At 31.2% G+C, this 14,351-nt stretch carries 14 protein-coding genes; 13 read left to right on the forward strand and 1 reads right to left on the reverse strand.

Annotation, left to right across the window (positions count from 1 at the left end):
• Positions 1 to 17: 17 nt before the first annotated feature.
• The 9 genes from HMPREF2953_RS06780 (at position 18) to HMPREF2953_RS06820 (ending at position 9,064) form a co-directional block, all read left to right on the forward strand.
• On the forward strand, positions 18 to 506 hold the full coding sequence (locus HMPREF2953_RS06780; RefSeq protein ID WP_002448820.1) for a peptide deformylase: 489 nt from the start codon (positions 18 to 20) through the stop codon (positions 504 to 506).
• Complete coding sequence (gene fmt / locus HMPREF2953_RS06785) at positions 499 to 1,431, forward strand: methionyl-tRNA formyltransferase (protein ID WP_049336628.1); 933 nt, start codon at positions 499 to 501, stop codon at positions 1,429 to 1,431. Before HMPREF2953_RS06780 ends, fmt begins: the two co-directional genes overlap by 8 nt.
• On the forward strand, positions 1,428 to 2,735 hold the full coding sequence (rsmB, locus tag HMPREF2953_RS06790) for a 16S rRNA (cytosine(967)-C(5))-methyltransferase RsmB (RefSeq protein WP_049336537.1): 1,308 nt from the start codon (positions 1,428 to 1,430) through the stop codon (positions 2,733 to 2,735). The genes fmt and rsmB overlap by 4 nt, the downstream gene beginning before the upstream one ends.
• A gap of 1 nt (position 2,736) precedes the next feature.
• Positions 2,737 to 3,831: a dual-specificity RNA methyltransferase RlmN gene (rlmN, locus tag HMPREF2953_RS06795; RefSeq protein WP_049336535.1), complete on the forward strand. Its 1,095-nt coding sequence runs from the start codon at positions 2,737 to 2,739 to the stop codon at positions 3,829 to 3,831.
• Positions 3,832 to 3,836: 5 nt separating this feature from the next.
• Positions 3,837 to 4,580 carry a Stp1/IreP family PP2C-type Ser/Thr phosphatase gene (locus HMPREF2953_RS06800; protein WP_049336532.1) on the forward strand — a complete coding sequence of 248 codons (744 nt, stop codon included), beginning with the start codon at positions 3,837 to 3,839 and terminating at the stop codon, positions 4,578 to 4,580.
• A complete protein-coding gene (pknB, locus tag HMPREF2953_RS06805) occupies positions 4,577 to 6,601 on the forward strand; it encodes a Stk1 family PASTA domain-containing Ser/Thr kinase (protein WP_070672506.1) in 2,025 nt (674 codons plus the stop codon). The genes HMPREF2953_RS06800 and pknB overlap by 4 nt, the downstream gene beginning before the upstream one ends.
• A gap of 297 nt (positions 6,602 to 6,898) precedes the next feature.
• Positions 6,899 to 7,774, forward strand: coding sequence for a ribosome small subunit-dependent GTPase A (gene rsgA / locus HMPREF2953_RS06810; protein ID WP_002448849.1), 876 nt, complete (start codon positions 6,899 to 6,901; stop codon positions 7,772 to 7,774).
• Positions 7,774 to 8,418, forward strand: a complete 645-nt coding sequence (rpe, locus tag HMPREF2953_RS06815) for a ribulose-phosphate 3-epimerase (protein WP_002455440.1) — start codon at positions 7,774 to 7,776, stop codon at positions 8,416 to 8,418. The genes rsgA and rpe overlap by 1 nt, the downstream gene beginning before the upstream one ends.
• A 4-nt stretch (positions 8,419 to 8,422) precedes the next feature.
• Positions 8,423 to 9,064: a thiamine diphosphokinase gene (locus HMPREF2953_RS06820; protein ID WP_049336527.1), complete on the forward strand. Its 642-nt coding sequence runs from the start codon at positions 8,423 to 8,425 to the stop codon at positions 9,062 to 9,064.
• A 51-nt stretch (positions 9,065 to 9,115) separates the two neighbouring features.
• On the opposite strand, the gene rpmB is transcribed toward HMPREF2953_RS06820, so the two are convergent.
• The gene (gene rpmB / locus HMPREF2953_RS06825; RefSeq protein ID WP_002448748.1) at positions 9,116 to 9,304 is read right to left on the reverse strand and encodes a 50S ribosomal protein L28; all 189 of its coding nucleotides are present in this window, start codon (positions 9,302 to 9,304) and stop codon (positions 9,116 to 9,118) included.
• Between the two features lie 269 nt (positions 9,305 to 9,573).
• Here rpmB and HMPREF2953_RS06830 point away from each other — a divergent pair, with 269 nt between their 5' ends.
• From HMPREF2953_RS06830 to recG, 4 genes are all read left to right on the forward strand, one after another.
• A complete protein-coding gene (locus tag HMPREF2953_RS06830; protein ID WP_002448841.1) occupies positions 9,574 to 9,948 on the forward strand; it encodes an Asp23/Gls24 family envelope stress response protein in 375 nt (124 codons plus the stop codon).
• Positions 9,949 to 9,962: 14 nt separating this feature from the next.
• On the forward strand, positions 9,963 to 11,621 hold the full coding sequence (gene fakA, locus HMPREF2953_RS06835; RefSeq protein WP_070672509.1) for a fatty acid kinase catalytic subunit FakA: 1,659 nt from the start codon (positions 9,963 to 9,965) through the stop codon (positions 11,619 to 11,621).
• 1 nt (position 11,622) lies between these two features.
• Entirely contained in the window at positions 11,623 to 11,805 is a 183-nt protein-coding gene (locus HMPREF2953_RS11570; protein WP_077699670.1) for a hypothetical protein, read from the forward strand.
• Positions 11,806 to 12,195: 390 nt separating this feature from the next.
• Positions 12,196 to 14,247, forward strand: coding sequence for an ATP-dependent DNA helicase RecG (recG, locus tag HMPREF2953_RS06840; protein WP_049336519.1), 2,052 nt, complete (start codon positions 12,196 to 12,198; stop codon positions 14,245 to 14,247).
• Positions 14,248 to 14,351: the final 104 nt, after the last annotated feature.

The following is a 14,351-nucleotide window of genomic DNA, read 5'->3' on the forward strand; positions in this document are numbered from 1 at the left end:
TTCGGGAGGCGTTCTAAGTGGCAATAAAGAAATTAGTTCCATCGACTCATCCTGTTTTATTTAAAAAAGCAAAAAAGATAACAACTTTTGATGAAAATTTAAAACGTTTATTATTAGATATTGAAGACACTTTATATTCTGAAGAAGCATCAGCTTTATCAGCGCCACAAATTGGTGTAAGTCAACGTGTTGCTATGATTGACATGGAAGCAGAAGGACTTTTGCAATTAATCAATCCTAAAATCAAAACAGAATCTAATGAGAAAATCATTGACTTAGAAGGTTCGGTTAATCTTCCTAATGTATTTGGTGAGGTAGAACGTAGTAAAATGATAACTGTAGAAGCAAATGATTTAGAAGGTCACGAGATTGAATTAACTGCTTATGATGATGTAGCTAGGATGATACTACACATCATTGATCAATTAGATGGTATTCCATTTACCGAACGTGCTATAAAAATATTGACTGAAAAAGAAGTGGAGGCATATTTTGACAATGAGTAAGATAATTTTTATGGGAACACCAGATTTTTCAACAAAAGTACTAGAGATGTTAATCGCTGAACATGAAGTCATCGCAGTAGTTACTCAACCAGACAGACCAGTAGGACGTAAGCGTGTATTAACGCCTCCTCCTGTAAAGAAAGTGGCAGAAACATACCACATTCCAGTATATCAACCTGAAAAGTTAAAAGATTCTAATGAGTTAAATGAACTTATGGATTTAAATCCTGATTTAATTGTAACGGCAGCATTTGGACAATTATTACCTGAAAGTCTATTAAAGCTCCCTAAGTTAGGTGCTGTAAATGTACATGCCTCATTATTACCAAAATATCGCGGTGGAGCACCTATTCACCAAGCCATTATAGATGGGGAAGTACAAACGGGTATTACAATCATGTATATGGTGAAAAAGTTAGATGCAGGTAATATTATTTCTCAAAAGGCCATCGACATTGAAGATGATGATAATGTAGGATCAATGCACGATAAATTAAGCTTTTTAGGTGCAGATTTATTAAAAGAAACATTACCTTTTATTCTAGATGGTTCAAATGAAAGTATTCCACAAGATGATTCAAAAGCAACGTTTGCGTCTAATATTAGTAGAGAAGACGAACGTATCGATTGGACTAAAAGTGCTAAAGAGATACACAATCATATTCGCGGGTTATCACCATGGCCAGTGGCTTATACAACTATGAATGATAAAAATTTAAAACTATATCAAGCTCATATTGAAAAAGGAAAAAACGGAGAACCAGGTGAAATTATAGAAGTCACTAAGAATGCAATTATTGTAGGAACTGGCTCTTTGGATGCTATTGCATTAACAGATATTCAATTATCTGGGAAAAAACGAATGCTTGCTGCTCAATATTTAAGTGGTGTACAAGATTCATTAGTGGGGACTAAATTAGTATGACACAATCAGTAAGAGACCTTGCATTTCAGACTATTCAAGATATTTTAAACGATAATGCTTATAGCAATTTAAAAATTAACGAAGTCATTAACCAATATAATATTGCAACTGTCGATAAAGCATTGTTTACAGAATTAGTTTATGGAACAATAAAGCGTAAAATGACTTTAGATTTTTATTTAAAACCCTTTGTTAAGACTAGAATTAAAGGTTGGGTACGTCAATTATTATGGATGAGTTTATATCAATATGTCTTCCTAGATAAAATACCTAACCATGCAATTATAAATGAAGCAGTTAATATTGCTAAACGTCGTGGTGGCCAGCATAATGGGAACATTGTTAATGCTATACTTCGTCATATATTTAAAAGTGACTTACCGACATTGGAAACAATTAAGAATGAAAAGCAACGCATGACGATTGAGTATAGTATACCAAGATGGATTATTGAGCATTGGATTACACATTACGGAATAGAAACGACACATAAGATTGCAAAATCATTTCTAGTACAATCTGCAAGTACAGTAAGAGTGAATACAAGTCGTACGGATGTTGAAACAATAAGTAAGGCGCTTTTACAAGAAGGCTATCATGTGGATATCGATCAACTCATTCCATATTGTTTACATCTTACAGGTAAACCAGTGATTGAATCTCGAGCTTTTAAAGATGGACTTATTTCCATCCAAGATAAAAGTTCAATGTTAGTAGGGTATTTAATGGATGTCCAAAAAGACGATACCATACTAGATGCATGCAGTGCTCCTGGCGGTAAGGCTTGTCATATGGCAGAATTACTAGCATCCACTGGCCATGTAGATGCTACAGATATTCATAAGCATAAAATTGGTTTAATTAAAGAAAATATCAAAAAGTTAAAATTAAAGAATGTGTCCACTTTCGATCATGATGCAACACAACCATATTCAGAACTATATGACAAAATTTTAGTAGATGCACCTTGTAGTGGATTAGGTGTATTAAGACATAAGCCTGAAATTAAATATGTACAATCTAAGGATAGTATTAATGATCTTGTAGAAATTCAATTAAGTATATTAGATAATGTTAAACATAACTTGAAACCAGGCGGTTCACTTATTTATTCAACCTGCACAATTGAACAAATGGAAAATGAAAATGTAATTTATACATTTTTAAAGGAAAATAAAGATTTTGAATTTGAATTGATAACGCATCCTATTACTGGTGAAAAAGTAAAAACACTACAAATTTTGCCACAAGACTTTAATTCAGATGGCTTTTTCATTACTAAAATAAAAAGAAAGGAAAGTTAAGATGATAACTGCTGAAAAAAAGAAAAAAAATAAATTTTTACCAAATTTTGAAAAACAATCAATATATTCGTTAAGATATGATGAAATGCAAAATTGGTTAGTTGAGCACGGACAACAAAAATTTAGAGCTAAACAAATTTTTGAATGGTTATATCAAAAGCGTGTAGACACTATTGATGAGATGACTAATTTATCTAAAGACTTAAGACAATTGTTAAAAGATAACTTTGTTATGACAACGTTAACTACCGTAGTTAAACAAGAAAGTAAAGATGGAACAATTAAGTTTTTATTTGAATTACAAGATGGTTATACTATTGAAACGGTATTAATGAGACACGATTACGGTAATTCTGTATGTGTAACGACTCAAGTTGGCTGTCGAATTGGTTGTACATTTTGTGCTTCAACTTTAGGTGGTTTAAAGCGTAACTTAGAGGCTGGCGAGATTGTATCTCAAGTACTTACAGTTCAAAAAGCACTTGATGCTACTAATGAACGTGTATCACAAATTGTTATTATGGGAATTGGTGAACCCTTCGAAAATTATGATGAAATGATGGACTTTTTAAAAATAGTCAATGATGATAATAGTTTAAACATTGGAGCGCGACATATTACAGTATCAACGTCAGGAATTATCCCACGTATTTATGACTTTGCTGATGAACAAATTCAAATTAATTTTGCAGTAAGTTTACATGCTGCTAAAGATGAAATTCGTTCAAAATTAATGCCAATTAATAGAGCGTATAATGTTGAAAAATTAATGGAAGCAATTAAATATTATCAAGAAAAAACGAATCGTCGAATTACATTTGAATATGGATTGTTTGGAGGCGTAAATGATCAACTTGAACATGCAAGAGATTTAGCACATTTAATTAAAGATTTAAACTGTCATGTAAATCTTATACCAGTCAATCATGTTCCTGAACGTAATTATGTTAAAACACCAAAAGATGATATTTTTAAATTTGAAAAAGAATTGAAACGTTTAGGCATCAATGCAACAATTAGAAGAGAACAAGGCTCAGATATAGATGCAGCATGTGGACAATTAAGAGCTAAGGAACGACAAGTAGAAACGAGGTAATCATCATGCTTAACGCACAGTTTTTCACAGATACTGGACAACATCGAGAAAAGAACGAAGACGCGGGAGGTATATTTTATAACCAAACACATCAGCAATTGTTAGTGTTGTGTGATGGAATGGGTGGTCATGAAGCAGGTGAAGTTGCAAGTCAATTTGTTACTAATCAATTACAAGACTATTTTGAAAAAGAAAATTTTATTGAATTAGACCGAGCTGAATCATGGTTAAGTCAAACATTAAAAGATATTAATCTCGAATTATTTGAATATGCTACAACGAATGAAGAATATCGTGGTATGGGCACAACGTGTGTATGTGCCCTCATATTTGATAATAAAATTGTAGTAGCAAATATTGGTGATTCTAGAGCATACGTGATTAATTCAAGAGAAATTGAACAGATTACCTATGATCATTCATTTGTTAATCATTTGCTTATGACTGGACAAATTACTGAAGAAGAAGCGTTTAATCATCCTCAACGTAATATAATTACTAAAGTAATGGGTACCGATCGCCGAGTAAGTCCTGATATTTTTACAAAACGCATCAGTTACTATAATTATATATTACTTAATTCTGATGGACTGTCAGATTATGTAAGAAATCACGAAATAGAAACGTTAATGAATCAGTCTACATCATTAAATGAACTTGGAGAAGCACTGATACAAGCCGCCTTAGATCATCAATCTAAAGATAATGTGAGTGTACTATTAGCTGAAATTGAGGGTAATAATGTATGAATGGCAAGCTAATTAATGATCGCTATCAACTCTTAGATAAACTTGGTGGCGGAGGAATGAGTATGGTTTATCTTGCTGAAGACACTATACTTGAACGTAAAGTGGCTATTAAAGCAATTTCTATTCCCCAAAGCGAAAAAGATGAAACTATGAAACGTTTCTACAGAGAGGTAAATAGTGCTACACAAATTGTTCATGAAAATATCGTGGAAGTATATGATGTTGAAGAAGATGATGATAATTTCTATCTTATTATGGAATATATTGATGGGCCGACACTATCTGAGTATATACATAGTCATGGTCCATTAAATATAGAAACAGCTATTGATTTTATTAAGCAAATTTTAAATGGAGTAAAACAAACGCATGAGCAACGTATTATACATAGAGATATTAAACCTCAAAATGTGCTAATTAATAAAGATAAAATTTTAAAAATTTTTGATTTCGGCATCGCAAAAGCGTTAAGTGAGACATCAATGACTCAAACAAATCATGTGCTTGGAACGGTTCAATATTTATCTCCAGAACAAGCTAAAGGAGATAAAACGAATGAAACAACCGATATCTATTCAATTGGTATAGTGTTGTATGAAATGTTAGTTGGTGAACCACCTTTTAGTGGAGAGACAGCTGTAAGTATTGCTATTAAACATATTCAAGAAACGGTTCCTAATATTACTGAAAAATATCCAAATATTCCACAATCTTTAAGTAATGTGGTACTTAAGGCGACTGAAAAAAATCCTAAAGATCGTTATCAAACGATAGAAGAAATGTATAATGATTTGAGTAGTGTGCTTGTTACAAGCAGATTAAATGAAGAAAAGCATACGCGTATAAGTGATACCACCCAAACAGTACCCATTGATAAAAAAGAAATAAAAAATAAACTCGACGAAGAAATTCATAAAAAAGATATAGCGCAAACGATGCAAATTCCTATTATCAATCATCATAAATTTCAAGCAAGTGAAAATAATGTATACACACCTAAACGTAAAAAACGTTCTAAAAAGAAAAAGTTCGCTATTATTTTTATTTTAGCGCTTTTATTATTAAGTTTGATTGGGTTTATCGCTTGGGGCATGCTTAGTGATAAATATACAGAAATGCCTGATTTAACGGGTAAAACTGAAAAAGAAGCAGAAAAAGTATTAAAAGCTTCGCATTTAGAAATAGGACATATATCTAGAGAATATAATGATGACTATCCCGAAAATAAAATTATTAACTCCAATCCTAAAGCAGGAGAACGTGTTAACCAACAAGAAAAAGTAGATGTTGTGTTATCAAAAGGCCCAGAAAAGATAAATATGCCTAATGTGATCGGGATTAAAAAAGAAGAGGCTATAAAAAAACTTAAAGATCATAAATTAAATCATGTGACAATTAATCAAGAATATAATAGTCAAATGCCAAAAGGATATATTTTCAAGCAAAATATTAACCCTAATGAATCGGTGAAACTTAACGATCATCATATTGTACTGACTGAATCGTTAGGTGTAAAAAAAGTTTACGTCAAAGACTATGAAAATAAAAACTATCAAAATGCTAAAAAGGAATTAGAGTCGATGGGTCTAAACGTACAAGTTAAGACGACTAATAGTGATACTAAAGATAAGGATATCATTATTTCACAATCTCCAAAGCAGACTGAAGTAAATGAAGGAAGTACAGTAGAATTTATGGTTTCTAAGGGTAAAGATAAAAAAGAAGATTCAAAAGAGGACTCAGATTCTTCTGATGATAAGAAAGATAATCATACGACAAGCGTAAAAAATTATACGGAAACTTATCATATTCCGTATACTGGAAATGATGGAGAAAGCCAAAAGGTAAAGATTTATATTAGAGATAAAAATAATAGTGGTACACAGGTAAGTCAAACATACAATATTCACAAGGATAAAATTATTACTATTCCATTAAAAATTGAACAAGGTGATTCTGCTGGCTATAAGATTGAAGTAGATGACAATGTTATTGCAGATAAAGATATTGACTACGAATAAATTTCAAATATCAGAACGAGAGTAAGATAGTAATGATAAGTTATGCATCGTTTACTGTTTATACATTAATATATATTTTATGATATAAATGATGTCAATTTAAAAAGACAATTTCTATTGAAATAATATAGAAATTGTCTTTTTAACAACTATAATTTTATTATGTAAAGTTAATTATTTTGAGCGATTTCAATGTCTTTCTATCCTTATCTTTATGATGATGGTATAGAATATATATTATTAATTCTATGTTTGCTATAATAATATAAATATAAATACTTAATTTGAGGTGTTAATTTGGAAACAGGACGTATTGTTAAATTAATTAGTGGAGTATATCAAGTAGATGTAGGTGGAAAAAAATATAATACTAAACCTCGTGGTCTTTTTAGAAAGAAAAAATTTTCTCCTGTAGTAGGAGATATCGTTGACTTTGATATTCAAAATGAAGATGAAGGTTATATTCACCACGTACATGAACGCCACAATGCATTAAAGCGTCCTCCAGTAAGTAATATTGATGGTCTGGTTATTGTAATGAGTGCGGTTGAACCTAATTTTTCAACACAATTGTTAGATAGATTTTTAGTGATTGCACATTCTTACAACTTATCTCCTAGTATATTAGTCACTAAAAAAGATATTGCTAGTGAAACGCAAATCAGTCATATCGAAACATTACTAAATACATATAAGGAAATAGGATATTCTGTTCAATTTGTAGGTAAAGAAACTGATAAAGTTGATATTGTGAATACCTGGCCTAATGGTCTAATTGTGCTAAGTGGACAATCTGGTGTTGGAAAATCAACATTTATAAATACGTTTAAACCAGAACTAAATCTTGAAACCAATGATATTTCTAAATCACTTAATCGAGGTAAACATACGACAAGACATGTAGAACTATTTGAAAGAGAAAATGGTTTTATAGCAGATACACCTGGTTTTAGTGCACTTGATTTTGATCATATTGAAAAAGATGATGTAAAGTATTACTTTAAAGAAATTAATGCTTTTGGAAATGATTGTAAATTTAGAAATTGTAATCATATTAAAGAACCTAAATGCAATGTTAAACATCAATTAGAAAACAATAATTTAGCGCAATTTCGCTATGAACATTATTTACAATTAGTTAATGAAATTTCGAATAGAAAGGTTAGATATTAATGAGACACATTTTTCCATCTTTATTATCAGTCGATTTTTTGAATTTAAAACAGGAAATACAATTATTAGAAGAAGCAGGCGTTGACGGTCTACATTTTGATGTTATGGATGGTCAATTTGTACCTAATATATCAATTGGATTACCCATATTAGATGCAGTAAGATCAACTACGCAATTACCAATTGATGTACACCTCATGATTGAGAATCCTGAAAACTATATTGAGACATTTGCAAAACATGGGGCAGACATGATTTCAGTCCATATTGAATCAACCCCTCATATTCATCGTGCTATTCAACTTATCAAAAGTCTAGATAAAAAAGCAGGTGTAGTAATTAATCCTGGCACCCCTGTAGATAGGGTTGTACCTGTTCTTTCTATGGTGGATTATGTTTTAGTAATGACGGTTAATCCTGGATTTGGTGGACAAACATTTATCGACATGTGTGCTTCAAAAATTAAGTTATTAAATGATTTGAAGTCATCTTTTAATTTAAATTTTGATATTGAAGTAGATGGCGGTATAAATGATAAAACGATAGATATTTGTGCAAAACATGGGGCTAACCTTTTTGTTACAGGTTCATACTTTTTTAACCAAGATGATTATAAAACAGTGACTAAAATATTGAGAGGTTGAGATAATGAAAATTAATTTACTATGTGGAGATCGGCATTTACCCCCTCATATTTTTTCAAAATTATCAACTGAACCGTGGGGCGGAATAGACCGTGGGACTTTAATTCTTTCTGAACAAAGTATTGTACCTGTTTTTTCAGTGGGCGATTTCGACTCCGTCAATGATGAAGAAAGAGAAATTTTAAAAAAAACATTAAATATTCATCCAGTTAAAGCTGAAAAAGATGACACTGATTTAGCATTAGGCGTAGAACAAGCCATTCAAAAAGGATATACAGAAATAGATATCTATGGAGCAACGGGTGGAAGATTAGATCATTTTATGGGAACATTACAAATTCTTTTCAAGTCAGTCTATATAAAAAAAGAAATTATAATTAAAGTAATAGATAAGCAAAATGAAATCATGCTACTTAATACTGGGACACATCAACTTCATAAATCTGATAAATATCAATATGTTTCATTTATTCCAGTAAATGGAGAAGTGATAGTATCTTTATCTGGGTTTAAATATAATTTAGATCATCAGCATTTAGAAATAGGCTCTACACTGACAATTTCTAATGAAGTCGATCAATCAATAGCGATTATCGAAGTTGAAAAAGGTCAAGTATTGCAAATGAGAAGTAAAGATTTAGAGTAATAAAAAAATGCCTTCACCACATATGAAGGCATTTTTAGTGCATTATATTTATTAAACTCTAGTAACTTTACCAGATTTTAAAGCACGAGCAGAAACCCAAACTTTTTTAGGTTTACCGTCAACTAAAATTCTAACTTTTTGAAGGTTAGCGTTAAATCTGCGTTTGTTCGCATTTAAAGCGTGTGAACGATTATTACCAGTCGTAGCTTTACGACCTGTTACGTAACATTGTTTACCCATCAAAGTACCTCCTTTAATAAATATAAATACACTTAACTACTTATATACTTTAAATAAGATACCATATATCAATATTTAAAGCAATAAAATCATATGTAATTTATGTTAATTGTTTTGAAAATGTAAATCTATGGTATAATTAACTATTGTGGAGTTATTATAATATATTTTTATGTAGATTGGCTTATTTATAAAATAGTTATCTTTATCATATATGTATACATCATTTTTAAATATGATTTTAACCATAATTCAGGAGGATAATGAAGATGACATTAGAGATCTTAAATGACTATGGCAAAATTGATATCTCAAATGAGGTCATTGCTTCTGTTGTAGGAAGTAAAGCTGTAGAAAGTTATGGCATTGTTGGCATGGCATCTAGACAACAAGTAAGAGACGGTATTGCTGAAATATTAGGACATGAGAATTATGCTAAAGGTATTGTTGTTAAAGAAGATAATGGTGTGATTGATATAGATATGTACATCATTGTAAGTTATGGTGTCAAAATTTCTGAAGTAGCTAACAATGTACAATCATCAGTAAAATATACACTCGAAAGTTCACTTAATATTAAAGTGAATTCTATTAATATTTTTGTACAAGGTGTAAGACTTAATAACAAGGGCAAGAAGGTATAGGAGGACAAAGCACGATGATTAGCAAAATTAATGGTAAATTATTTGCCGATATGATAATACAAGGGGCACACAATTTATCTAATAATGCAGATTTAGTTGATTCCCTTAATGTATATCCGGTACCTGATGGTGATACAGGAACAAATATGAATTTAACAATTACCTCAGGTCGCGAAGAAGTTGAAAATAATTTATCTCAAAGTATTGGTGAATTAGGTAAAACTTTTTCTAAAGGACTTTTAATGGGAGCACGTGGTAACTCTGGTGTTATTTTATCTCAATTATTTAGAGGATTTTGCAAAAATATTGAAGATGAAAAGGAAATTAATGCTCAACAATTTGCTAGTAGTTTTCAAGCAGGTGTCGATACAGCTTATAAAGCAGTCATGAAACCAGTTGAAGGAACTATTTTGACTGTTGCCAAAGATGTAGCAAATGCAGCTATGACTAAAGCAGAAGAAACAGATGATTGCATCGAAGTAATGGAATATACAATCGAAAAAGCTGAGCAATCTTTAAATAATACGCCAAATTTATTAGCAGTTTTAAAAGAAGTAGGCGTAGTGGATAGTGGCGGTAAAGGTTTATTGTGTGTCTACGAAGGCTTTTTAAAAGGACTAAAAGGCGAAAAAGTTGAAGCTAACAAACAAAAATTAGACACAGAAGATTTGGTTCATGACGAACATGATTTTCATGGGGTTATTAATACAGAAGATATTAAGTACGGTTATTGTACTGAAATGATGGTACGCTTTGGAAAAAATAAAAAAGAATTTAATGAACAAACATTCAGAAATGACATGAGCGAATTTGGTGATTCGTTATTAGTTATTAATGATGATGAAATAGTTAAAGTCCATGTACATACAGAAACACCAGGTGAAGTGTTCAATTATGGACAACAATATGGTGAACTTATTAAATTAAAAGTAGAAAATATGCGTGAACAACATCGTGAAGTAATTAGAAAAGAACAAAGTCATCAACAAGCAACAGCTTCGCAACAACCTAAAACAGTTGAAACAGCAGTAATTGCCATTTCAATGGGTGAAGGTATCTCTGAGTTGTTCACTTCAATGGGTGCGACACACATTATTAGTGGTGGGCAAACAATGAATCCTTCTACAGAGGATATTGTTAAGGTGATTGAACAGTCTGAATGCCAGCGTGCAATTATCTTGCCAAATAATAAAAATATTAGAATGTCTAGTGATCAAGCAGCACAACTTGTTAAAGCTGACACGGTAGTCATTCCAACTACATCTATTCCTCAAGGTATTGCAGCACTTTTCCAATATGATGTTGCATCTACGTTAGAAGAAAATGCGTCTCATATGAATACAGCGTTAGAAACAGTTAAATCTGGTTCAATTACATTTGCTGTCAGAGATACTAAGATTGATGGTGTAGATGTTAAAAAAGATGAATTTATGGGATTAGCTGAAAGTAAAATTGTGACTAGTAATGCAGATGAATTTAAAACTATTACTAGCTTATTAAGTACATTGTTAAATGAAGAAAGTGAAATCTTAACAGTGATTACTGGTGAAGATGCACAATCTGATATGACAACTCAATTAGAAGAATGGGTAGAAAATGAATATCCAGATGTTGAAATAGAAATTCATAAAGGTGATCAACCAATTTATCCATATTTATTTGCGGTAGAATAAAGTGAGATTTAATAGTGGGAGTGATAACGATGAAATGATTGTCGTTGTCACTCCCCATTTTATATTTAATAAAAGTATTGAAAAATATGACACTGGAAAACTTACTTTAATAGGTTTTTCAAGACATAATGACCAGTCAATATATATTAAAATAGAAAAATATGCTATCAATAATGAACTGTAAAATAGAGGAAGATATCACAATTAAGAAGATAACTAATATTCAAAGAGTGATTAAAAAAATATCATATAATTTAGCAGTAATAATAACTGGGAATGTATGTATAAATCGTTTTTTGATTTAAACCTTGATGGAACATAAAAATACTTCGTACTTCTAAAATTTAAATAAGATTAAGAGCTAATGCAAAATCAATTAAAATAGATTTATGCTCTCTTTTATATTATTAGTTAAGTATGATAAACGATATTAGTATTAAAAGTGAATGTTGTACGTTTAAATGAAGTGAGTGATATTCATTTGTCAAGTGGACTATAGTAAGATGGTATCACTAAATATTTATAATAAACGTGATAAAATATAAATAAGATTAAAAATATTAGGTGAGAAATAATGTCGAAAGTTAGTTTAATTGAAAGTCCATATCCGCTTCAATCTATAAAAGGACTTGGACCAAAGAGAATTGCTTTACTACATGAATTAAACATTCACACAATAGAAGATTTAGTGTTGTATTTACCAACACGTTATGAAGATAATACTGTTGTAGATTTAAACTTAGCTGAAGATCAATCTACTGTGACAGTAGCAGGAGAAATTTATTCTGTACCCACGGTAGCCTTTTTTGGTCGGAATAAATCAAAATTAACTGTCCATTTAATGATTGATAATATCGCAGTTAAATGTGTATTTTTTAATCAACCGTATTTAAAAAAGAAAATTGAGTTAAATCAAACAGTGACAATAAAAGGTAAATGGAATCGTGCTAAACAAGAAATTAATGGCAATCGTATTTTTTTTAATGACACTCATACCTCTACTGAAGAAGTGAGATTAGAACCGGTATATCGACTTAAAGAAGGTATTAAACAAAAACAAATGCGTGATATGATTCATCAATCTCTTAATGATGTCACTATACATGAATGGATTACAGAGGAATTAAGACAAAAGTACAAATTGGAATTACTAGATTATACTATTAAAACGTTGCATCTACCTAAAGATAAACAAGCTCTTATGCGTGCGAGACGTACATATGCTTTTACTGAATTATTTATGTTTGAACTACGTATGCAATGGTTAAATCGCTTAGAAAAAGCTTCAGATGAAGCCATTGAAATTAATTATGATATTAATAAAGTGAAGTCATTTATCCAGTCGTTACCTTTTGAATTAACAGATGCACAGAAATCGAGCGTTAATGAAATATTTAGAGATTTGAAAGCGCCAATACGCATGCATCGTTTATTACAAGGTGATGTTGGGTCAGGGAAAACAGTTGTAGCAGCAATTTGTATGTATGCACTCAAAACTGCTGGATATCAATCTGCACTGATGGTACCTACAGAAATTTTGGCTGAACAACATGCAAATAGTTTAACAGAACTTTTTGGTGACCATATGAATGTTGCTTTATTAACTGGATCGGTAAAAGGAAAAAAAAGACGTGTATTGTTAGAACAATTAGAGAATGGAACGATCGATTGTTTAATTGGCACGCATGCATTGATTCAAGACGATGTACAATTTAAAAATGTAGGGTTAGTTATTACTGATGAACAGCATCGTTTTGGTGTGAATCAACGTCAATTACTAAGAGAAAAAGGTGCTATGACCAACGTATTGTTTATGACTGCGACGCCTATACCGAGAACGTTAGCCATTTCAGTATTTGGAGAAATGGATGTGTCCTCAATTAAACAATTACCTAAAGGTCGAAAGCCAATTATTACACATTGGGCGAAACATGAACAGTATGACCAAGTGTTAGCTCAAATGACAAGCGAACTAAAAAAAGGACGTCAAGCCTATGTGATTTGTCCACTAATTGAAAGTTCTGAACACCTAGAAGATGTACAAAATGTTGTTGAACTTTTTGAGTCACTACAAGCGTTTTATGGTAAAACACATGTAGGTTTATTACATGGGAAAATGTCAGCAGAAGAAAAAGATGATGTAATGGCACGTTTTAGTAATCATGATATTGATATCTTAGTGTCGACAACCGTAGTTGAAGTAGGCGTTAATGTTCCTAATGCTACATTTATGATGATTTATGATGCTGATCGCTTTGGATTATCTACACTACATCAACTTAGAGGTCGTGTTGGACGTAGTGAACATCAAAGTTATTGTGTATTAATTGCATCACCTAAAACAGAAACTGGCATAGAAAGAATGACCATTATGACACAAACTACAGATGGATTTGAATTAAGTGAACATGACTTAGAAATGAGAGGCCCTGGTGATTTCTTTGGAGTTAAACAAAGCGGGTTACCAGATTTTATGGTTGCTAATATAGTAGAAGATTATCGTATGCTAGAAGTAGCTCGTGATGAGGCCGCAGAACTCATTCAATCTGGGGAGTTTTTTACTGAGAAATATGAACGTTTAAGAGCATTTATCAACGACCACTTACTTAACATGAGTTTTGATTAACATCAGTAAACTGATATTTAATTCAAATTATTTATTATATGAGAATGTAATATTTGTTGAGGATAATAAATAGAAAGTGTTATGATATGTGAGGAATGATTAAG

Source organism: Staphylococcus sp. HMSC072E01 (genome assembly GCF_001814125.1).
Lineage (GTDB): Bacteria > Bacillota > Bacilli > Staphylococcales > Staphylococcaceae > Staphylococcus > Staphylococcus hominis.